Genomic DNA, 22,541 nt, shown 5'->3' on the forward strand with positions numbered 1-22,541 from the left:
GATTTCTATTCGTACAGAGCCAACGAGGTCGAGACAAAAGTGTTTCTTACTTTTGTCCCATGCTCGTTTTTTTTTTTGAAACTTCCGAAAAACCTGACCTTTTATCTATTTTTTGGCGGAATTGAGATTTAAGCTAATAAGCTTACAAATGGCATAAGTCTTTTATAACTGGGGAAAAAAGTAAAAAAATAAGGTACAATATTACTAAAGAAACGGAGGTGTTTTCATGGATCAGAAAACAAGAAAAAATATTCAAGAAAAGCTAAAAAAACGTACGATGCAGCTGCCTCCTATCTTCCAGGAATTTTTAAAGGAAAATCAAAAGACGTTGTCATTGAGCAGCCGTTATGAATATGCAAAAGACTTCCATTTATTTTCAGATTACTTAAGAGATACCTATGCAGAAGATGTGACCGATCAGCTGATCATTCATTTAGAAAAAAGGGACTATTTGAATTTCTTACAGAAAGTCTATCGCCATACTCGTTCTTTCCAGACAACCGCTGAACAAGAAACGAATCAGCAATTCAAAAACGGTTATTATGGATTATCCAGAAAACAATATTCTTTGAATCATTTTCTTCGTTATCTTTACCAAACGGGTCGATTAAAAAAAGAGATCTCACTTTTGGGTGAAACCTTGCCTGAAACGACACCGGCCACACCACGATATGTGGATGCTTCATTACTTGAGAACTTTGATACGCTATTTATTCCTAAAAAGGGGTTTAAAACAACAAGAGAAGCGAGTTTTGAAGAAAAAAATCGTCCAAGGAATCTAGCAATTTTAGCTGTTCTCTTTTATTGTGGACTAAAAATCCACGAAATTGTCGAATTAAAAAGAAAAAATATCGAATTAAGTAAACAAATGATCTACATCGATCGAAAGGTAAATCGGCTAGACAAAGCAGTTATTCCAAATGAAGCCCTACCTTACCTCACCCATTATCTTGAACTTACTGAAAAAGATACAACAGCCGAATCATTTGTCTTTCGTTCCTCTCATGATCAGCAGATCTCTCCACGAACGATACGACAAATCTTAAGTAAAGTTACAATAACGAACAATCTATCGCCTGAGTTATGCAGAAAAACCTTTGGCTATTACGTTGATCTTTATTTGGATGATTTAGATACCGTCAATTATTTATATGGAAATCGTTACCTTAATCCTCATTCCTTTGAGGAAATCAGTAAAAAAATGCAGGAGTTTTCGTATAGAGAATTTACGAAAGAAACACGGAGGAACAATCATTCCCTAATGATATAGAGACATGTTCGATCAAAAATTCGTCAACTACTCATGGGAGTGACGAATTTTTGATCGTTATCCTTTCTGAACACTTATCCCGATATCAGTGATTTTTTCTAATTCTTCAATGGTCAAATAAGCTCCAGTTTTACAATTTCATCATCAATGACCACAATCGGTAAACTTTTCAGATTTTTTGTTTGCAACAAATAAAGAATTTTAGGATTACTCATAAAAGGCAAGATAGAGTCATTTAAAAAATATAGATACGTTTCTATCTGTTTACTTTTTGTCCGATTATAAAATTCCTTTAACATCGTATCCTCGTGTAATAATTGAAAAACAAAAAGATTTTCATCATTGTTTCTATTTAAAGTATAGTAAGAAATGATCATTTTTCTATTGTCTATCCTCCTGCCGTACAATAAACTGATACTACACAAAATATGTCATAGACTTGCATAGCTAATTTCACACTGTAATATTGTCTCTTTCCAGTTGAAGTACATTCCTCCACCTGTTAATTAGTCTTTGATACCTCACCTGATTATTCGATAGCTGCGCTAGCTTTAACCATATTTCTGGAAATCCCAATGCCAATAAGAGAAACTACCAAAATAAAAAATATACTAAAAATTTTTTCATCGCTTTTTCCTCCTTACTTTTTTTAAAGAAAGTGCCCTTTCAAATTCACTATATATCTTATTCTAAGAATGTATACTATTATCTAAAAAACAAACGTTATTTTTAGTTCAGTTTTTGATCCTTCTTAGGCGTGTATTTTGCTACATATATTTTAATCCTCCCTCTCTTAACACCCGCCTAAGATACTCTTGCAATCTTGTCAATTGCAATAAACATCTTGAACATTTTAAGTTTGCACGCTCTGAAAATTTATCAGAGTACATGTAAAGTATCAAACATCTGACAAAAAATTCACAAAGTTATCTATTTTTTGTTTGGTATTTATGCTAAGATTATAGCTGTATTTGGAAAGTAAGTGATTATTTTCACATAATGAATTTGCTTTTCATCTTGTATACTAAAGAAAAATGGAGTGTGACCTATGGAAACTGTTGCTTATTCACCACTAAATCTTTTTTTAAATTTTCAAGACGCAGCAAATCAAACACCAGATGCTGCAATCATCTTTGATCAGCCCTTTCCGCTTTTCCCGAACTTGGTTTTAAAAGCACTTACAACGACACTTGTGCTCGCGTATTGACTCGTGCATATCAATTGGCTTCTCTTGGTGTTAGCCTTGGGGATAAGATCATGATCTATAAAAGTTCTGCTTTCGACACTTATTTACTTGCTGTTGCTTCTGCTTATTTAGGCGCGATACCTGTAATGACTTCGTACCATTTACCAACGGCGACGATGGAAGTCTTTGTTGATCGTTTAGAAGATCCTTTTATCTTGTTCGATGAAGAAACAGCCGGACGTGTCGCGGGTATCACTAATGGAACAAAAGCAAAACAAATCTCTGTTACTCAATTACTGGAACAAACTGCTGAACCAGTAGAACAAAAACAATTATCTGATGACGAGATTTCTTACATGACCCATACTTCAGGAACCACGGGTATTCCTAAATTGATCTGCCATTCGGCTAATTCAATGGGCTGGCGGACAACATGGCAAAAAACAGTCTTCACTAAAATTGCAGAAAAGAAATTAGTGGCTTTTCACATCTCCCCTGTTCATTCTCGTTTCAATATCGGGATTTCTTCTTTGATGGCTATGGGCTTCCCAATGATGCCTTTGGCGAATCCTCAAGATGAACATGTGGTATCGATGTTACAAAAATATCCGCCGATTGCTTTAGAAACGCATCCAAACAATTTTGTTCAATGGAGTTTTACCGCAAAAGAACATCCTGAAGCATTTGCTGGTATAAGATACTACCATTCTACTTTTGATGCAATCAATAATCAAACGATGGAAACATTCCTGAATACTTCCGATACGAAGGATGCTCTATTTTTACAAGTCTATGGCCAAAGCGAATGTGGACCGATGATCCTTAAAGCGCACACACTTGAAAGCTTACAGATAAGTAACGCAAGAGATATGGGTGTGGGATTAGGAGAGTTGACAAAAGCGCGTATCACAGATGAAAATGGCGAAGTTGTCCCTGTAAATACGGACGGACATATCCAGTTTTTATCTAAAGGCCGAGCGTTGACCTATTATAAAGAAGACCAACGTTTCCAAGAAAATGTTTATGGTGCTTGGTGGGATAGCGGAGATTATGGCAGTATGGATGAAAATGGCCATTTGTACTTAAAAGATCGGCAAGTTGATTTGATCGATACGATCAATAGTAATCTAGCCATTGAAGATTTTTTACTTGATTCCCTAGACTTTCTAGCAGAAGTTGTGATCGTACGGGATAAAGAAAATGCACCACAACCTATCATCGCTTTAGCACCAAAACAAACAATGGATTGGGATCGTTGGTGGAATCAAGTACATGAGTTGCCACGTTTAAATAAACCAATCATCATGGACTATGACGAAATTCCTCGGACAGCGACAATGAAAGTCCAACGGTTGCAAATCGAAAAAGACTTGAAGGCACAATAAAAGAAACAAAGATCAAAAAAGAAGTTATGCTAGAAGTGATCCGCTTCTAGGTATAACTTCTTTTCTTGTTGGTACATATAGCTTGTAACTATTAAAAAACTCACATATGGGTTAAAAAACTCACATATGGGTAATATCCTCTTCTGGCTCTACTCTTTTTTTCCCTGAGTCTTGCTTTTCGATCGGCCCTCTATCCCTATGTTCTGCCTCCATTAGTATGGCTCTTAAGGGTCTTCTATCAGTAGTTGGGGATTTCCATTCTGAAAGGATATAATTTAAATTGTTATAGGTATGTAGATTTTCTTCATCTGAGCGCAAGGCTATCATTTGTTTTCCTTTGTTCGTTAACGGGCTGGTTGTGCCACAAAGTTCTTTCAGTTTCTTTTCCACTTGTATCTTTTTATTATTGTATTCTTCATCCCCCTTACCATAAGAAAAAATTTTTAACGCTGATTCGAGTTCCTTTTTTTCACGATAAAGCATGACTGTCTCGCCTTTATATTGCTTGATTTGCCACATTTTTTGTTCTAGTGAGTCTTTATTTTTTTCTAAGATATCATTCAAGAATGGCTTGAGACCCATACAAGGATGTTTTTTTACTTGACCAATCAAGTCGCTAAATCCTTGGAAATTCTCCTTGAATTTTGAATAGGCTGCTGGTGTCAATTCTTGTTTCAGTTCAGCTATTTGTGATTTTATTTGTTGCTCGTTCCTTTGAAGAAACTTGAGTGTAGAGTCTCGTAACTCTGCGTATCCTCTTCTTTCGTTTAGCAACAACCGAAGTAGATCATCCATATAGCGCATATCATTAAAATAAAGCTGGTGATGAGTATTAGGTCTCCTGAACCACTTCCATCTGGTGGAATCTTTATCGTAAGTTGGATGGTGCTTCATATTGTCATTAAAATAGTTGATGATGTGTTTCTGGATTTTTGATCGCACTTCTGGAACTGACAGTAGTTCCTTATCGATGTTCAAACAGTCATCATAAAGACTTTGATAGGTACGAGCCAACAGAGCAAAGTCTTTTTCGAGTGGAACAAGTTTAGGATTTTCATTATTGATACATGCAACCAATAGATTCTCTTGAAGTATTTCATCGGTTATTTTTGTGAATTTGTGGTTTTTTATATATCTAGAGTAAGTGTCTATTTCTGTTTTATAATGTTTGTCTTGGCAATGAACCCAAGTGTCATTTCTAGGTATCAATGTCACCGGTTTTGGTTCAATACCACTATTTCTAACCGAATGATCTTCTTTAGGTTTTTTGGCGGTTGAGTTCAATTTTGTTCGTCCGGTTTTAGTAAATGGGCGACTGGTCCCGCAGAGTGCTCTTAGCTCCTCTTCTTTTTTCTGTTTTTCTCCGATAATCTCCTTCACTTCGACAGATTTTTTTACGTATTTTTCTTTAAAAGGATAACCTGAGAATTTAGCTTCGATTGCTGTCAGCTCCAAATAGACCTTTCTGATTTTTTTCAACTCATCATCCATACGTTTTATTTTGTTTGAGATATTCTGTCTATCTATACCCGCTATATATGAATCAAGTTGAATGTCCGAATTTGCTTGAAGTTTTTCTACTAGTTCTGTCAGTTCTTCTGTTGATGATCGGGCTTTCAGCTCTCGATAGGCCTTTCGTGTAAGCTGTGGTTTTATTTCTTGCGTTTTTTCTTTGAAATTTTGATACTCTCTTTCCATAGCTTTTAGTGTAGTATACCGCAATAAGCTGTCATTAGAATATGGGATAGATGCCATAAAAAAATCCCTCCTTTTCGATTTGATTTGTTGAGGATTATGATCTCAGCGCTTTTTTCTGTTTTTCGAAATGATTCTTCTCTTTTTCATCCAGTTAATCGAGACTAGTCCGAGATTTCTACACTGCAATAGCATGTTTTAACTATTAGGCATATCATATATGGATAATAATTGCTTCTGGTTCTGTCCTTCTTCTGCCTATATCCTTAGTCTCAGAAACGTTTTTTCGCTTCTCTTTCGCTTGGTCCATCCTATCTTTGAGGAGCTTCATATTAGTAGCGGAGAAATTCGGCTCTGAAAGGACATGAGATGATTTGTTCTGTTCTTCTTTTGAGTGGAAGTACATCATTTGTTTTCCTTTGTCTGTAAACGGACTGGTTGTTCCACAGAGTGCTTTCAGTCTCATTTCTACTTGTGTCTTTTCAGTTTTTACCAGATTGTATTCATTAGAGCTTTTGCTATAAGGAAAAGTGTTTAGTTTTTTTTCAAGTTCCTTTTTTTCACGATAGAGCCTAATTGCCTCGTCCCTATAGTTGTTGATCTGTGCTATTTTTGGCACTAATGCGTCTTTGTTTTTTTCTAGGAGATCGTTCAAGAATGGTTTGAGATCTAAATAAGGATGTTTTTTTACTTGACCAATCAAGTCGCTAAATCCTTGGAAATTCTCCTTGAATTTTGAATAGGCTGCTGGTGTTAACTGCTGTTTAAGTTCATTTGTTTCTGTTTTTAGTTGCTGTTCATATTTTTTAAGAAAATGAAGTGTAGAGTCTCGTAATTCAGTATACCCAGTTCTTTCAGTTAGTAGAAATTGATGTAAGTCATTAATATAGCTTCTATCGTTAAATTTAAGTCGATAATCATAAGTATAAACTGTAGCACATTCCCATGTACCTAAATCTTCGTCACGCTGAATTTTGCGAGAATAACCAATAGGTACTCTAACCCACGCCCATCTCATTTCATATGGATCATCATAGGGCGAATATCGATCAATAGTTTCAGTAAAATAGTCGATGATATGTCTCTGGATCTTAGATTTCACCTCTGGAACTGACAGTAGCTTCTTATCGATAGTCAAACACTCATCATAAAGATTTTGATAGGAACGAGCCATTACCGAATATTCATCTTCAAATGGAATAAGTTTAGGATTCTCATTATTGATACACATGACTAATGGATTCCCTTGAAGTGCTTCATCTGTTATTTTTGTAAATTTACGTTCATTCACATAGTTAGTGTAAATGTTCGTTTCCTTATTATAGCGATGATTCTGCTTTTTCGCCCATAATCCTTTTTTAGGGACTAACACAAAATCCTTTTGCTCTGCCTCCCCTTTATCTAGTTCATTTGCTTGATATAAATTAGATGGAACGTTCAATTGTGCCTTTCCTTTTTTAGTAAAAGGGTGACTGGTTCCACAGAGTTCTCTGAGTTTTTCTTCTTTTGCTTGCTTCTCCCAGATGAGCTGCTTGATTTCGGTGGATTTTTTCCCATACTTTTCTTTAAAAGGATATTCTGAAAGTTGCTTCTCAATTTTTTTCTTTTCTATATACACTTTTTTTATTTCTGCCAGCTGTTTGTCTATATTCTCTAGTTTGCTTTGGTTATCCTCTGCATTTTTCTTTTTTAGGGTCTTCAAGTAATTTTTTAGGTACTTTTTATTTCTCTGTTGAGTCTCCCAGATGCTTCCTTCTCGTATAGCTGCCAGTTGAGCCTCCAAGATACTTTCGGTTTCACTATCTTCTTGCATAGCTTCCAATTGACTTTCTAAGACGCTTTCACCATATATTTCTTCTTGCATAGTTTCCAAGTTACTTTCGGGTCCGACATATATCTCTTTTGGTATAGCTGCCAGTTGAGTTTTCAATCTATCTCTTTCCGACCAAGTTTTAAGGTTTCGATAGACTTCTCGTGTAACCTGTGATTTTAACTCTTCCATTTTTTTTTTGGAAAATTCATAGTTTTTTGTACTAGCGATCATCGCATTGTAATATACTACGTTCTTCTCATGATTTTTATAAAATACCATAAATAAATCCCTCGCTTTTCTATTTATTTTGTTAAGAGTACAATTCTTTATACTGTATCAGCGAAAAGTGAGTGTGTTTATTCATTAAATTCTTTTTCTCACCCTTGGAATCAGCATATTTTGTTACATAAAGTATAGTTGATATTTGAAATAGAACTGAATCTTTTTTCTTCTATTTTTGAAAAAAATATTCTCCTCTTTCAATAGTTAATATTGAAGCAAAATCTTTACTTCGTATGGAAACCATGTATCTAAAATTGGCTGACTTAAATATCATCCAATTGGCTGTTTTTTTCTGCTTTCAATTTAGGTATACTGACCCTTGTGAAGTGGAGGGAAACGAATGAAAAAGATATTGACGATTGGCGGATCGGATCCCTTTGCGGGTGGCGGAATCCAATCTGATCTAAAAACGTTTGAGAACTATCATCAGTTCGGAATGAGCGCACTTACTTGCGTAGGGATGTTAAATAACGAAGGTGATTTTATTTTGCAAAATGTTTCGCCTGAATGGTTGGAGCAACAACTTGTTTCAATCGATCGGATGGTCAACCTGGATGGAATAAAAATCGGTCTCCTAAATTCTATGGCAGCAATCGATGTTGTGACAGAATTTGTAAAGAAACAGTCGTATATCCCCATCGTTCTTGATCCGGTTTTGGCTTTCAAGGAAACAGATGATCTAGCTCAAGATACGTATAGTAAACATTTAGTTGATCACTTATTCCCATTGGCGGATGTTGTTACGCCAAATCTAAAAGAGGCTGCCTTGCTTACCGGTAAAAACGATTCGTTCCAATTAGAGGAAATACGAAAAATGGCCAAAGAAATATATTCATTTGGCAGTCAATCGGTGATAGTCAAAGGAGGCGCTGGTGTATTTGGTGAAGATGCAGTTGATGTATTATATAGTGAAGCGGGATTCGAAAGTTTCCACTTGAAAAAAAGACCTTCAGTAACTGTTAACGGTGCTGGCTGTACCTTCTCTTCTGCTATAACAGCTAATCTTGCGAATGGTACCTCCCTTTCTGAGTCAGTCGCTAATAGTAAAAAATACGTGTACCAATGCATTATAAACGGTATCATGATGAAAGATGGCACAGGAAGTGTCTGGTCAGGTGGCGAAATGAAGGAGGATGATTGGATTGACTACTAAACACATAACGATTTATGCTTTGATGATTGCTTTAACTGTGGCACTTTCACTGACAGTATTGATTCCAGTACCAGCAACAAACGGATTTGTCACTCTTTGTGAAGCGGGAATCTATACGACTGCTTCCCTATTCGGTCCGCTTGGCGGTCTGACTGTGGGTGCAGCCAGTGGACTCTTGATCGACTTGATCTCAGGTTATCCTCAGTGGGCTATTTTTTCTTTTTTGATCCACGGTCTTCAAGGATTGATAAGTGGCTATTTCGCTAAAAAATCAACAACAAGCTGGCTCATTGGCTTAGTCTTGGGTACAGTCGTCATGGTCATTGGCTATTTGTTCGCTGGGTTGTTTTTGTATGGATGGCCTTCTGGCGTAGCTTCTATCCCAGGAAACATGATTCAAAACATTGTAGGAATTGGCTTAGCGATCCCATTGACTTCAGCGATCCAACGTCTGCAATTAAATAAAAAAATCAGCAAATAAAAAATGGTTGTATATAAAAAGGAATGGTAATTATGGAACTGACAGAAACTCAGTTAAAAAAACAATTAACAGAAATGGTCAACGATGTTCTGACCAAAGCACATTTAAAAGCCGGTGATCTTTTCGTATTAGGTTGCAGCACGAGTGAGGTTGTTGGTGGTCATATCGGTAAAAATTCAAGCGCTGAAGTTGGACAATGGATCATCCAGACATTTAAAGAAATACTTGATCCTTTAAATATTTCACTAGCCGTCCAAGGGTGCGAACATTTGAATCGAGCATTGGTTGTGGAACGAGCAGTGGCCGAAAACAAACAATTTGAGATCGTGTCTGTCAAACCAGCTCTCCATGCTGGTGGTGCATGCTCTGTCGCAGCATTTGAACAGTTTTCAGATCCTGTGGAAGTTGAACATGTTGTTGCTCAAGCTGGTATTGATATTGGCGATACGGCCATCGGGATGCATGTCAAACATGTTCAAGTACCTGTTCGCCCTAGAAACAATACGCTTGGTGCTGCTCATGTAACGGCCTTGCGCTCACGTCCAAAATTTATTGGCGGTCCTCGTGCCGTTTATGAATAAAAAGCTGAACCCCAGTAGGAGTTGATCTTCTACTGGAGTTTTGGATACATAGAATACAGAACTATAAGATATGATTCATTGTAGGTTGTTTAGTAGCATAGTTTTTTAAATACTTGTTTATTCTTTAAACCATTGATTTAATTGTCTGATTAATTCAGTATTTTTCTTTATTTAAAAGAGGAAAACTATTTTTTGATATCTGGCTCGATAGGAAGATTTTTGGCTGAACTTGCATTCGTAGTTCCGTTATTTCTTTCTAAATAGCCGATAGAGCAAACAATTTCCCATTGGTCTACCTTATCGCCAATAAGGGAATGATCCAATCATTTATCAGCAACTGGAGCATTACTGCCGACAACAAGGAGTGAAAACATTGCGTTTAGGAGTGCTGGTTGATAATCTGGCAGGTCGCAAGATGTGGGAGAAACAAGGCTTTGTAAAAATAGCTGACAAAACCATCAATGGCAAGCATCATCTTGTTTGTGAAAAGAAACTAGCCTAAAACAAAAACCAGAACTAGTAAGGAAACTCTTACTAATTCTGGTTTTTAGTTGGGTTATTTGGTGGATTTTGTATTTTTTTACAATTTCTTATATAAGCATGCTTCATAAGATTCTAATGTACCCGAACTCTTGAATAATCGATCTTGCTGATTTGTGTTGGTAAGCAACAATTGCCAAGCGTGTTGGCTCACTTCTTCAGTGAATGTATATTCTGCAGGATCGTTCGTTAAGTTGACGATCACTAAGTAGCGATCTTGTTGTAAGACTCTTTCGTAACTATATACCTGTGAATGCTCCGCAAGATGTTCGATGAAAGAACCATAGATCAAACCCATATGGGCACGACGGATTCGAATCATTTTCTTATAAAATTGCAAGATTGATGCGGGATCTTCTTCCTGATCTTCCACATTCAATACAGGATAATTTGGGTTGACCATTAGCCATGGCTGATTGGTCGAAAATCCGGAAAAGTCTTCTGCTGACCATTGCATTGGTGTTCTACCGTTGTCTCGGGTTGTGTCTGCAACGATGTCCAGCGCTTCTGCCTCTGATTTTCCTTCTTGAATCAATTGTCTGAATAGACGTTTGGAGTCGACTGCATCGATTTCCTCAATTGATGTAAAAGGTGCATTGGTCATGCCGATTTCTTGTCCTTGGTAAATAAAAGGCGTGCCTTGTAAAAAGAAATACATCATTGCAATTGCTTTGGCAGAAAGCGCCCAAAATTCTTCGCTCGTATCGCCAAAAACAGAAACCGAACGAGGAACATCGTGGTTTTCCATGTACAAGGCATTCCAGCCTTTGCCATCTAAAGAAGTCTGCCAAGCACTCAAGGCTTTTTTTAACTGCAACACATCAAGTTCGCCTTCTTTTTCATGTTTCCATATCGAGATATGGTCAAATTCAAAAATCATATCAAAATAGCCATCAGGTCCTACCCACTCTGGTCCTTCCTCTGCCGTCACCCCACTGGCTTCGCCAACAGTCAGGATGTCGTACTCGTCAAAGACATCTTTTAGTTCATTCAAATGTTCTTCGATTCCTGAGACATTTTGAAAAGGAGAGAAAGGATTTTCGGTTGCTTTCACGGAATATTTATCTTTTTTGACATGGGAAATCGCATCTAAACGAAAGCTATCGATACCTTTATCTAACCACCAGCGGATCATCGTGAATAATTCATTTTTCAACTGTATACTTTCCCAGTTCAAATCTGGTTGTTCTTTTGCGAAAATATGCAGATAGTATTGTTGGATTTCTGGTTCATATTCCCAAACGGATCCACCAAAAATCGATTGCCACTCATTCGGTTTTTCCTCAGGTATGCCATCGACCCAAATATAATAGTCATGATAGGGATTTTCTTTTGATTTTTTTGCTTCAATAAACCATTCATGCTGGTCGGAGCTGTGATTGATAACCAGATCCATGATAATCTTGATACCTGCTTGATGGGCTTCTTCTAACAATAGATCAAAGTCTTCCATGGTCCCAAATTTACCAAGAATCCCTTGGTAATCACTGATATCGTAACCGTTATCAATAAATGGTGAAGGATAAATAGGATTGATCCAAATAAAACCGATGCCAAGATCTTTTAAATAAGGAATTTTTTCACGGATCCCATTTAGATCTCCTATTCCATCCCCATTGCTATCCTTGAAACTCGCAGGATAAATTTGGTAGCCGACAGCTTCCTTCCACCATGTTTTTGCATATGTCATCTTGCAGACCTTCCTTCCTGTTTCTTTCTTTCATTATAAAGGAAGTTTCACCAATTGTGTGTCTGTTACCGTTAACATATAGAAGGAAGCCAGTTCAGCTAGAGTCAATGGTCCACGATTTATCAGCGTATTTTTAATTTACCTACCTTTTGATTATTCCTCTGTTTCCAATTTACCCACTACGAAGATGTACGAGCATGTACCGACTAACGCAATAGCAGCTATGAAAACAAGTGCGGAAGAAAAATTTCCATTTGCTACAAGGTAACCAATGACGATTGGAATAACAATGGAAGAAAGAGCGCCACATAGATTGAAGATACCGCCAGCAAGACCAAGCAAATTACTAGGAGCCAAAAGAGTAACAAACACCCAGGTGATTGTTGCAAGTCCATTTTCGAAAAAGGCAACGGACATAAAAGTGATGATCAGATATGGATTTGATGTGTAATTTGCTCCCATGATCAATAGAGTCAATAGTAACCCTGTGATGACAGGTATTTTGCGTGACATACTTTTAGAAAAACCACGCTTACTTAATTTATCGGATACATAGCCAGCTAATATAACTCCGACAAAGGCAGCTAGATAAGGAATACTTGATAAAAAGCCAATTTTGTTCAAGGAAATACCTTTTTCTTCTGTCAAATAGGATGGAAACCATGTTAAGAAGAACCAGAATGTTCCACTTATGGCAAATTGACCAATGTAAATACCAATCAGTTTTTTTGTAAATAATTTTTTCAAATTTTCTTTTGTTAAACTAGCTTTTGGAGCTGTATCGCTGACTTCTTCAAAAACTGCTCCACCAGCTTTGATATAAGCCAATTCTTGTTGACTCACCCATTTATTCTTTTTCGGATCAGAATACAAAACGTACCAAACAAATGCCCAAATGATCCCGATCACTCCTGTGACAATGAATAATCCTCGCCTACCGATGGAGTTATGGACATACTTCTATTCAGCAGTATTTCTTATCAAAAACCAAATCAGTCGATTCCCCCACTGCAGATCCATAATTCACGTATCATTGACTTGTTGCATTACCTCGATAATCATTATCAAGAGGATTTTTCGATCCAACAACTCAGTGAAAAATATTCTTTCAATGCGTCTTATCTTTCTCGTTTATTCAAAAAAGAAACAGGCTATTCACCAAAAGAATATTTGCTGAAGGTCCGCTTAAAAAATGTACAAAATCTCCTCATCTCAACCAATTTACCTATGGAAGAGATTGCAGAACTAACGGGTTTTAAACATGGATACTATCTGTCCAAATACTTTAAGAAGATTTTCAAATTGTCTCCAAGTACGTTTCGTAAAAAGCATTTATTGTAGCAGGTCTTTTTTTGATTCCGTTCAAATAGTTGCAGATAAAGGTTCAAATTAAAAAATATCGGCAAAAAAGCTCCAGAAATGAATGTGGGATAAATCTAAAAATCAGTTTTGCTACAGACTGTCGAATAAACGGCATCCAAAAGTAGATTTTTCGGGAATTTACAAAAAAAAGCGTGGGACAAAAGTAAGAAACACTTTTGTCTCATTCTTTAAAAACGAATAAACGGCGGGAACAGAAACACCTCCTTCTTAAATAAGCCGAAATTCACAAAAATTTGAAAAGCAATTTTCGTGAATTTCTTCTTGTTTCTCGGAGTTAAACACTTCTGTCCCAGCCTCTTTCCTACGTTTAGTCAAGTACTTTTTTCTATTGGTTTTTATCAAGAAAAAAGTATACGAAATAAGCCTAATAAATTAGAAATTTTTTTATTAGGTATGCTATTATTCTAGATAAGGATATATTCCTTATTGGTCGTTAGAGGCCGTGTATGAGTAAACATACGGACTTGAAGGTCGTACCATCGAATAGAGACAGTTCAAGAGCTTGTTGATGCAGGCGACGAGCGCAACCTTATGCTTTTTGGGCGAAGGTTGCGTTTTTAGTTTATAGTAATAGTCCACCAGATGATTGGACCCCGCCGCTTGTTGTCGAATCATGTTCATCATAATAAAATACAAATTTTTTCGGGCCTTCGGATTTCCATGTTTATTCATGTGTTCTTTGGCTGTATATTTCCCAGATTGATATCTTCTGGTATCAACACCGACGAAAGCGTTCAATTACTTATGAGAAGGAAAACGCCGAATATCCCCTAATTCACCAATAATGAGCCCTGCAGAAAGTTCACCAATTCCAGGGATACTTTGATAAAAATCAAATTCTATTTTTTGTTTCGCAATTTCAACTAGCTGTTTGGCGAGTTGTTCTTTTGTTACAAGCAATTGTTGGGCATAATACACGACTTTTTGAACAGAAATACTTTGTCCAGATTCTGCTGGATAAGAATTTTGCGCAAGTGAAAGTAAGTTTTGTACTTTAACCAAGGCTTTTTGATCGGAGATTTTTTTATCCGTATTTTTCTTTAGCACATTTTTTACCTTGGTTTGGCTTAAGTGTGCCAAGTAATCAGGGTGGGGGAAAGTTCGACAAGGTTTAAGGCGAGTTTTGATAACCTGTTTGTGAAAAGTGTTTCCAATTCTGGGAAAGTCAATTGTAAAGCGGTATGCAGGTTCATTCTCGTGCGTTTCATGTCCCTTTCAATTTGTTGATAAAAGCGTGCAAAATCGCGTGTTTGTTTATAGACTTCTATTTGAGATTGTGTTTGTTTCCGCAAAAATTGACCGTGTGTTTGTGCCAGTCGATGGGCATCTCGTTTATCCGTTTTGACTGAACGTAAGTCAATATTCAGTTGTCTTTTCGCTTCTAAAGGATTTAATAAACAATAGGCGAAATGATTCTTTTGGCAAAAAGTTTCAATGACTCTTGAATAAACCCCCGTTGCTTCAAAAACGATTTGTGGTCGTTCTGGAAAGAGCATAAATTTCTTGAAAAAGTGCATTGAAATATGTGTTATCGTGAAGAATTTCTTGTTCAAAAAGACAAGTATTTTCATGATAAATAACGACATAACTTTTTCTCATTGAAAGATTCTTCACTGCTTCATTTCGTTCCTAATCTCCTTTACACGGGCTCGAAGCCCCAACATACTTAAACCAGGTTTTAAAATGACAGTGAAGGAGACCGTTTTTTGTTTAGGACTCGTAGTCCAAGAGACTGTGGTCGGTCTTTCTTTCACAACCAACTATACGCTTAAAAGAGTATTAGAGGGTAATTTCATCCGTCGATGAATTTACCCTCTAATCTTAGTATGTTTTTTCTCCAATTTCTCAAGTCGAAACAATTTTTGTCTCGACCTCATTTTTCTCTCCGGTTTTTTAACCCTAACCGATCATTCTTACGGCATTTCATAAATAACGTGAGATCAATTGGATCAATTGTTTCGGAAACTCATTCAAGTCGGTGATATCAAGGAAACGATTTTCACCATAGATTTCTTTTATTTCTTCTTTGTCTTGTCCGATTGCTGCAGAAACAAAGACCACGCCCTGGCGCTCAAACTCTGATAAGACTTCTTGGATATCCTGTTTTGCTTTCTTCCCTGTATAATCAGGTAAAGCTTTAGGTTGTCCATCACTGATCACTAGCATCAATTTTGTCGTTGCAGCTTGCTGACTGAGCTTAGTTGCGGCAATCCTCAATGTGGCGCCATCACGGTTATTTTGTCGTGCTTTCATCGTTACTAACTTATCTGTTAACCAACTAAAGTCATCTGAGAATTCTTTGTAAGAAAATAAGGATGTTTTCTCTCTTGCAGATACGTCAGCGGTATCCCCATAGATCATCAACGGGATATTTACGCGCTGTGCAAATTCTGCGACTGCGATCGTTGCTTTTTTGGCGGCTTCGATCCGATCATCACGGATCATCGAGCCAGATTCATCGACCCTGATAGCAACTGCCAATGAAGGCTGTTCGTGTGGCGGATTTTTCTTATCGAAATTTCGAAGATCACCATATGCCACACGACTGGCATCGAAACGCTGCCCTTCATATTTACTCTTTTGATAGGTCGCTGATTCGTCGTTTTCAAGTAGATCGAGGATCTGTCTGCTTAAAGAGTCAACCACTGGCAACACTTGTTTCCTTAATTTACGTGCCTCTGGATTATTTGGCGTAAATGTTGGTCGATGAATGATCAGCCCTTCTTTTTCGTGAATGGTTCCTTTCATTGCTTGACGAGCTTCTTTGTTTAGTTCACGCTTGATTTCTTTGTCATGAGCTTCCATATCGGATGCAGACATCTTGTTGGAAATATCTTCTGCCTGATCTTGGTCGTCTTGACTTTTCCCTTCTACGTCCTCGCTGCGTTCTTCCTGCGAAACGGGCAAAGTTTTCTCTTGCAGTTTTGTGGGTTCTTTTTCTAGCGCTTTTTCAGTAGTTTCATTTTCTGTCTCAATTTTCTTTTCACTTTCAGAAAGGGAAAAAGTCTCTTCTGCTAATTGGTCAATATTCCTTTGGTCCACTTCTTCAGCTGTCAACACTCTTCCACGAGCAGATGTTTGAACGTCAGAAGGCTTTCCCCATTTTTGTAACTGAATAAGTGTGCGCAACTCTTCTAAAAGACCACTCTCTTGTAAACGTTGGGTCAAAATCTTTAATTCTTCTGGATCAGTAGTTAATTTATACAGTACTTTGGGATACAAGGATTCCAATACATCTTGCCCTTGTTTCCAAGTATTTGCCCAATAGAAATAGGAACGCATGCCGGCAACGCCCTTGATGGCATTTGCTTTAGCAGTTTCATCTAGAAGTCGGATGATCTCAGCCATTTTAGCTAACAGTTCTGGTTCTTGGATATTCGTTTTTCCTATTGCACGTTCAACCATTACTTCAAGAGTGGGCAGATCCATTTTTTCAGCATGCTGCATCCGGTCACGCAAAGATTCATTCAGCGGACGATTTCCTTGATAGTTGCGATTTGTGGTAATGATGATCACACAATCAGCATGGCGAGGTACGACTCCTGTTGGTAGATTCAATAGCCCGTTAGGCTCTAGAGCAGAATTCAAGGCCACTAGGACAGAGGCATCTCTGATCACTGTTGGTTCTTGGATCTCTAATAAATACCCTTTCTCGATCGCACGTACGATTTCAGAAGGGTAATATTTGTAGCGGACTGTTTCTGACTTTTGTTCATCGATCCGTTGCACAAAGTTAGCTAACTTTTGTTTTGCTAGTTCATCGTTCACTTGATAGTGATCCTTGATAACTTGTAAAACAGCATTTAGCGTATCTGTTTGGTTGATGGCATCAATCAAAGCTTGATCCTCTTCTTCGTCGGAATCAACGACTGGCAAAAGAGCGCCAAAAACATCCGATTTGTCCATATCTGCAAAACAAGTCACTTTTGTATAAGGAAGTTGCAAATCAGCAGACAGAGCTTTAGCCAATTGTGTTTTACCAGACCCAGCGTCACCTTCTAATAGAATATTACTGATTTTCATTTCTGGGTCTTTCCAGTTTTCTTTGATTTCAGCCGCAATCCTTAGTTCCACAGAACTTGTTCGATGACTTGCAGGCTTTTGCCAGATCATTTGTCGTTCGATTGTTGAAAATGAGCGATGATCTGTTAATGAAAAGTTATCCATATGGCTTTCCTCCTAATACCCTAAATCATCTAATAGACGTTTTAAGATACGGAAACGTTCCCCAATCAGTTCGCCATCTTTTTGTAAAGTATCGTAATATAAGATGATATCTTCATCGATCTTAGGATTTTTGGTATCGACTTCTACAGTCATCCGGTTTCCTTGAAGGCCAATGATATCGATCATCGGATTTTCCGGATCATAGAATTTTTCATAGTGATATGCATCTTGAAAATACAAGCTTCCTTGTGCTGCCAGTATTGCTAGATCCAAAATACGTGTGATTGGAAGTTCTTCTGATTGGCGTGACCATTTTTTACCAGTATGGCGCCATACTTTTCCAGATATATCGACTTTTCCTCGATCATTCCATTGAGCCAATCCCAGTGAGAGCCCTTTTGCATCTGTATGAAGCGCATTTTTTCCGTCTACTTTATCATAATCTTCTACAACGATTACAGGTTTATGTTTTAAGTTTGTTGGTATTTCCATTGGTTAAGCACTCCTTTATTTAGTAAATTACTAAATTAGTAATTTACTAGTTTACTAAAATTTGTCTTTGATTATACGACAGGAACAATAAAAAAGCAAAAATGAGTGTCTCGCTAGTTTATTCATCTGTATGATCGTAATCGTACAAAAAAAGAAAACCAATGAACGAATCATTGGTTTTCTTTTTCTTAGTTAATCAATAGCTAAGTATTTGAGTAGGCCATGCCTCTTTACAAAACACTTACGAGATTTCAAGAGAACAGTTCTCTCTATTGAAGGATACTTTCAAGCACTAGTCTTTTCTTGCTTCTCATTTCAAATGAATAGAAATAAAGAGGAATTATTGCGCTGAGATAGCAAGTCCGATTGCTTTTTCGCCTAAATGACTGCCGATTACTGGGCCAAAATGACCGATTTCAATCTCTGCATTCGGATATTGTTTTTGTAGTTTGGCTTTTTCTTCTTTTGCTATTTCTAAATTATTCGCGTGAATGACGTATAGTTTCACAGGTGGTGCAATTTCTTCATTTCTTTGACCGATGATTTTTTCTGCGCGAGCAAAAGCTTTTTTACTTGAACGGATTTTTTCAAATAAAACGATCTTTCCTTCAGAGAAGGTCAAAATTGGTTTGATTTTTAAAAGCCCAGCAATCAAAGCCGCTCCGTTAGTCAAACGACCACCGCGCACAAGGTTGTTTAAATCGTCCACGATCAGATACGCATAGGTATTATCTCTAATACGATCTACATGGGCAATGATTTCTTCTAAAGAATGTCCTTTACTACTCATATCTAGTGCTGCTTCGACCATATGGCCCATTGGCATACTTGTGATCTTTGAATCATACGGAACGATCGTAACACCTTCCACATCTTCTTTCAGCCCATGCAATGTATTCACAAAGCCAGAAATACCTGATGATAGATGAATGCTTAAAATCGTATCGTATCCCTTGTTTTTCAACTCTTCGTAAAGTGCCAAAACTTCCCCAACAGCTGGCTGTGAAGTCGTTGGAAAATCTTTGCTATTTTTTAAAAGTCCATAATATTCATCCGCTTCAATATCGATTCCTTCGTTGTAGATCTTACCATCTAAAATCACTGGGATTGGGATCACGAATAAATCTGGATGATTCTTGATTCGTTCCGGCAAATATGCCGTACTATCAGTAACTACTGCAAGTTTCATTTAATTAAGTTCCTCGTTTCAAAGAATTTTACCAGTCTTCTTAACTATATCATAAGAAGACTTATATTTGAACCTTTGTAAGAAAAAGTGAAGAATCTACTTTGGATCACACACCAATGCAGATCCAAGTAAGAAAATGGAATCTATCAAAACCATTTTTCATGTTTTTGAATGTTTCAGCTGATTTCTAAAAGTGATAACTTCTATTCATATCATTCATTCAAGTTTTGAGGGTGAGAAAAAAGCAACTTTTACTTTTCTCTCACCCTCTCTCTTCATATTCTTTCAGAAAAGCCGTCGAATCATTTGTTAAAAAGACCACATAATCAGTTTTCTTGGTGGCGATTTTTGAAGTTGCGTACGTGTTGCAACCCGTTTCTCCCGAATTGTGCGAATAAGAACGTGATGCCACCAACGATCCCGATGACCGCACAATAAACGACTGCATATGCTTTTGAGGTCATTGAAAGTTGTGTATTCAGCATTAGAAAGACCAATGAACATATCACTAGCATGAAGAAAGTTGAACGGAATGTTTTTAAGAAATACTGACTGATTCGCACAAATGGCGCAATTCGATATTCTTTACACATGTACTGGTACCCTCGAACAAAGACAATCCCAAAAGCAATTGTATTTGAAAAGCTCATACCGTATCCGCCTAATAAAGCTAACCCGATCACTTGGAACACCAATTTCAAAATGATGGCTTCCACTGTTAAGCGAATCGCCACCAAATGATGGTTCAAGGACTGCAACATTGTCGATAAAATCGTAAATAAAGAAAAGAATAACGACGCCAACAGAGCAAATTGGAAATAGCCCACGCTGTCTGGATCATACCCGAAAAACAACGTGTATAAAGGACCTGCCAATAAGGACATGCCTGCTAACGACGGCAATAAGATCAAAACGGCAATCGAAAAGCTGTCACCGACTGTTTTTTCGATTTGTAGTCGGTCTTTTTTCTTCAAAGTACTAAGGATCGGCAGACTACTGATTGCCACGGTACCCACCATAGAGATCAATATCAGCGTCAATTTATTCGGATTCACAGATGCTCGGCTAAATAAAAACTCTAACTGCTGATCTGCAATCGCTGGTCGAAAGAAATGGAGCAATGGTTTCATCGTTACTTGATCGATCATTTGAACGATCGTGATAACTGAACCAACGAAAATAAAAGGCAACGTTTCTCGAATGATCGATACAGAAGAAGAACGATTTTCTTTCTGGAAATACCGACTTGAAATCAAGAAATCTTTCAATCTAAAGTAGTCATTTTTACGTCCTACAAAATACATATGGATGATCGCTGCGAGTCCACCAAAAAATGATGCCACAGTACTGATCAATACGGCTTCAACGATCGAACCGTCTGTTAATACGCGCAAATAATACGTACCTGCTAAAATCACTAGCACACGTACAGCTTGCTCGATGATCAAAGAGCTACCATAAGGACGTAAGTTGTTCTTTCCTTGAAAATAACCCCTCATTGCACTAAGAATCGGGATTGCCACTAATGAAGGGCACAGACTGCGAATTGCTAGAATCCCATTATTCACATTGGCAATCGGACTGATTCCAGCAAGCAATGGTGCAAAGAGATACATCAATGCTGCCGAAACGATCCCAATCACGAACATGATGTTGATCGTACTGCGAAAAATCACGCCACATGCCTCTTGATCTCCTTCCTTCGTTGCAACTGCCACTTTCTTGGCAATAGCATTTGGAAAGCCAACTGTTCCTAACATCAAAAACAAGCCATATGGAAGATACCCGACATTGTACAGTGTTGTGGCTAACATGCCATCTTGGTTGTTCCCCATCATACTTAACCAAGGAATCAGATAAACGACTCCTAAGACCTTACATAACAAATTGGCAAACGTTAACCAGAATGTTCCTTGCATCAATTTTTTATTCATTAAATTTTCCTCGACTATCTATAGTTAAATCAATATCTCCCCTATTATAGCAAAAAAAAGTGAGAGGACAAATCACTGCTGAAATTTTATACGCAATGAAAATAAAAAAGCCGCTCTCTAAGTTTAGAGAAGGCGAACTTTTATAACATGGATAATAGAAATACAGAAGCTAATCCGGTTAATACCGACAAAGCCATCGAGCGTGATTTGTAGGCTACTCCTGCCACTAATACCATCGCTAGGACTTTGATATTCCATGCGATATCTAAATGCTCATGGGTAATGAACACATCTTTGAACGCTAGAGCCGCAAAAAGTGCTACCGGTACATATTTCATCCACTCGCTAAACCAAGATGGTACTTTACGGTGGGTAAAATAAAGCATCGGGAACAGCCTAGGAACATAGGCTACCACGAACAAACTTAATACTAAAAGCAACAGATACGTCTTAGTCACGATGATTGACCTCCTGATCTGGGAAATTGAAAAGCGGTTCGTTGACATGTTTGCCACGATTCTTTAGTCTCTTTAGCTTCTTTGCTTTTTCTTTCTTAAATGCTTTTTCCAAACCAAACCCAGCTAAAGAAGCAATCATCGTCGCAGCGATTAATCCAAACGTATTTTGGAAAAGTACCATGAAGATGACACCTAAAACACCTGAAAGTACGCCAGTCAAAATCAGTAGCGCATTTTTCATCTGCATCACGAACATAAAGATAAACATTGCTGTCAAAGCAAAGTGAACAAGATCTGCATCAACGCGAATGACTGCCCCAAAAAAGTTTCCAATCATGTTACTACTTGCCCAAGAAACCATTGAAAACCAATTTACATATAACGCTTTTTGCTTGTTCCATGTAGGATCAGTTGAATATTTCAAATAATTGACTGCGTAATTCTCATCATTTAAAGACTGTGAAAAAACAGCTAAAAAACGTTTTTTCTCTTTTTTCATAAATCCGGAAAGACTTGATCCTAACAATGTATAGCGTAATTCCAAGAAAAATACCATCAAAAGTGTGGTTGCAAAAGATGCTTGTGTTGTAAGCATCGAAGCAACTAAAAATTGCGCCCCGCCAGAAAAAACCAAAATAGACAGCAGTCCAGCTAAAATTGGATCAAAGCCAACTTTTTGTAATAGCACTCCACAAGCCAATCCAACCGGGATATAACTTAAACAAAGTGGCATTACTGCGTGCAAAGACTGAAGCCATGGCGCACTTTTCTTTTTATCCATCAAAAATGTCTCCTTCAATTACAACAAATAAACAGCGGATTCATTGTAACATAAAAAAACG

Annotated in this window: 17 protein-coding genes and 2 pseudogenes; 7 read left to right on the plus strand and 12 right to left on the minus strand. The window is 37.5% G+C overall.

The features are described from left to right. Window positions 1–226: 226 nt before the first annotated feature. Window positions 227–1,270, plus strand: coding sequence for a tyrosine-type recombinase/integrase (locus IGI47_RS07950; protein ID WP_438783876.1), 1,044 nt, complete (start codon window positions 227–229; stop codon window positions 1,268–1,270). A gap of 113 nt (window positions 1,271–1,383) precedes the next feature. On the opposite strand, the gene IGI47_RS07955 is transcribed toward IGI47_RS07950, so the two are convergent. Next, window positions 1,384–1,647, minus strand: coding sequence for an arsenic metallochaperone ArsD family protein (locus IGI47_RS07955; RefSeq protein WP_438783877.1), 264 nt, complete (start codon window positions 1,645–1,647; stop codon window positions 1,384–1,386). Window positions 1,648–2,318: 671 nt separating this feature from the next. Between IGI47_RS07955 and IGI47_RS07960 the strand changes: the two are divergent. Further along, window positions 2,319–3,841, plus strand: a pseudogene (locus IGI47_RS07960) (AMP-binding protein). A 120-nt stretch (window positions 3,842–3,961) separates the two neighbouring features. Here IGI47_RS07960 and IGI47_RS07965 read toward each other — a convergent pair. Together IGI47_RS07965 and IGI47_RS07970 are read right to left on the minus strand one after the other, a co-directional pair. Next, window positions 3,962–5,596, minus strand: coding sequence for a hypothetical protein (locus tag IGI47_RS07965; RefSeq protein ID WP_438783878.1), 1,635 nt, complete (start codon window positions 5,594–5,596; stop codon window positions 3,962–3,964). Window positions 5,597–5,750: 154 nt separating this feature from the next. Beyond that, window positions 5,751–7,628, minus strand: coding sequence for a hypothetical protein (locus tag IGI47_RS07970; protein WP_438783879.1), 1,878 nt, complete (start codon window positions 7,626–7,628; stop codon window positions 5,751–5,753). A 343-nt stretch (window positions 7,629–7,971) separates the two neighbouring features. On the opposite strand from IGI47_RS07970, the gene IGI47_RS07975 reads away from it, so the two are divergent. The 4 genes from IGI47_RS07975 (at window position 7,972) to IGI47_RS07990 (ending at window position 10,348) form a co-directional block, all read left to right on the plus strand. Next, the gene (locus IGI47_RS07975) at window positions 7,972–8,784 is read left to right on the plus strand and encodes a hydroxymethylpyrimidine/phosphomethylpyrimidine kinase (protein WP_311931458.1); all 813 of its coding nucleotides are present in this window, start codon (window positions 7,972–7,974) and stop codon (window positions 8,782–8,784) included. Continuing rightward, complete coding sequence (locus IGI47_RS07980; RefSeq protein WP_438783880.1) at window positions 8,774–9,265, plus strand: ECF transporter S component; 492 nt, start codon at window positions 8,774–8,776, stop codon at window positions 9,263–9,265. Before IGI47_RS07975 ends, IGI47_RS07980 begins: the two co-directional genes overlap by 11 nt. Before the next feature lie 32 nt (window positions 9,266–9,297). Beyond that, window positions 9,298–9,846, plus strand: coding sequence for a TIGR01440 family protein (locus IGI47_RS07985; RefSeq protein WP_438783881.1), 549 nt, complete (start codon window positions 9,298–9,300; stop codon window positions 9,844–9,846). A gap of 337 nt (window positions 9,847–10,183) precedes the next feature. Continuing rightward, a complete protein-coding gene (locus tag IGI47_RS07990; protein ID WP_438784456.1) occupies window positions 10,184–10,348 on the plus strand; it encodes a GNAT family N-acetyltransferase in 165 nt (54 codons plus the stop codon). 78 nt (window positions 10,349–10,426) lie between these two features. Here the strand turns inward: IGI47_RS07990 and IGI47_RS07995 are convergent, their stop codons facing one another. Then, complete coding sequence (locus IGI47_RS07995; RefSeq protein ID WP_438783882.1) at window positions 10,427–12,076, minus strand: glycoside hydrolase family 13 protein; 1,650 nt, start codon at window positions 12,074–12,076, stop codon at window positions 10,427–10,429. Window positions 12,077–12,229: 153 nt separating this feature from the next. After that, a complete protein-coding gene (locus tag IGI47_RS08000) occupies window positions 12,230–12,985 on the minus strand; it encodes an MFS transporter (protein WP_438783883.1) in 756 nt (251 codons plus the stop codon). A 39-nt stretch (window positions 12,986–13,024) separates the two neighbouring features. Here IGI47_RS08000 and IGI47_RS08005 point away from each other — a divergent pair, with 39 nt between their 5' ends. Then, window positions 13,025–13,417, plus strand: coding sequence for a helix-turn-helix domain-containing protein (locus IGI47_RS08005; protein WP_438783884.1), 393 nt, complete (start codon window positions 13,025–13,027; stop codon window positions 13,415–13,417). Between the two features lie 465 nt (window positions 13,418–13,882). Here IGI47_RS08005 and IGI47_RS08010 read toward each other — a convergent pair. From IGI47_RS08010 to IGI47_RS08040, 7 genes and pseudogenes are all read right to left on the minus strand, one after another. Next, window positions 13,883–15,058, minus strand: a pseudogene (locus IGI47_RS08010) (IS110 family transposase). Window positions 15,059–15,382: 324 nt separating this feature from the next. Then, complete coding sequence (locus IGI47_RS08015; RefSeq protein ID WP_438783885.1) at window positions 15,383–17,626, minus strand: AAA family ATPase; 2,244 nt, start codon at window positions 17,624–17,626, stop codon at window positions 15,383–15,385. A 12-nt stretch (window positions 17,627–17,638) separates the two neighbouring features. After that, window positions 17,639–18,118: a DUF6530 family protein gene (locus tag IGI47_RS08020; RefSeq protein WP_438783886.1), complete on the minus strand. Its 480-nt coding sequence runs from the start codon at window positions 18,116–18,118 to the stop codon at window positions 17,639–17,641. Between the two features lie 340 nt (window positions 18,119–18,458). Then, window positions 18,459–19,307 (minus strand): DegV family protein, encoded by an 849-nt coding sequence (locus IGI47_RS08025; protein ID WP_438783887.1) that lies wholly within the window; start codon window positions 19,305–19,307, stop codon window positions 18,459–18,461. A gap of 326 nt (window positions 19,308–19,633) precedes the next feature. Next, complete coding sequence (locus IGI47_RS08030; protein ID WP_311931098.1) at window positions 19,634–21,241, minus strand: polysaccharide biosynthesis protein; 1,608 nt, start codon at window positions 21,239–21,241, stop codon at window positions 19,634–19,636. Between the two features lie 140 nt (window positions 21,242–21,381). Next, window positions 21,382–21,699 carry an AzlD domain-containing protein gene (locus tag IGI47_RS08035; RefSeq protein ID WP_005877655.1) on the minus strand — a complete coding sequence of 106 codons (318 nt, stop codon included), beginning with the start codon at window positions 21,697–21,699 and terminating at the stop codon, window positions 21,382–21,384. Beyond that, window positions 21,692–22,480 (minus strand): AzlC family ABC transporter permease, encoded by a 789-nt coding sequence (locus IGI47_RS08040; protein WP_311931097.1) that lies wholly within the window; start codon window positions 22,478–22,480, stop codon window positions 21,692–21,694. Before IGI47_RS08040 ends, IGI47_RS08035 begins: the two co-directional genes overlap by 8 nt. Window positions 22,481–22,541: the final 61 nt, after the last annotated feature.

It is taken from the genome of Enterococcus sp. AZ191, from assembly GCF_051713845.1.
Classification (GTDB): domain Bacteria; phylum Bacillota; class Bacilli; order Lactobacillales; family Enterococcaceae; genus Enterococcus_B; species Enterococcus_B durans.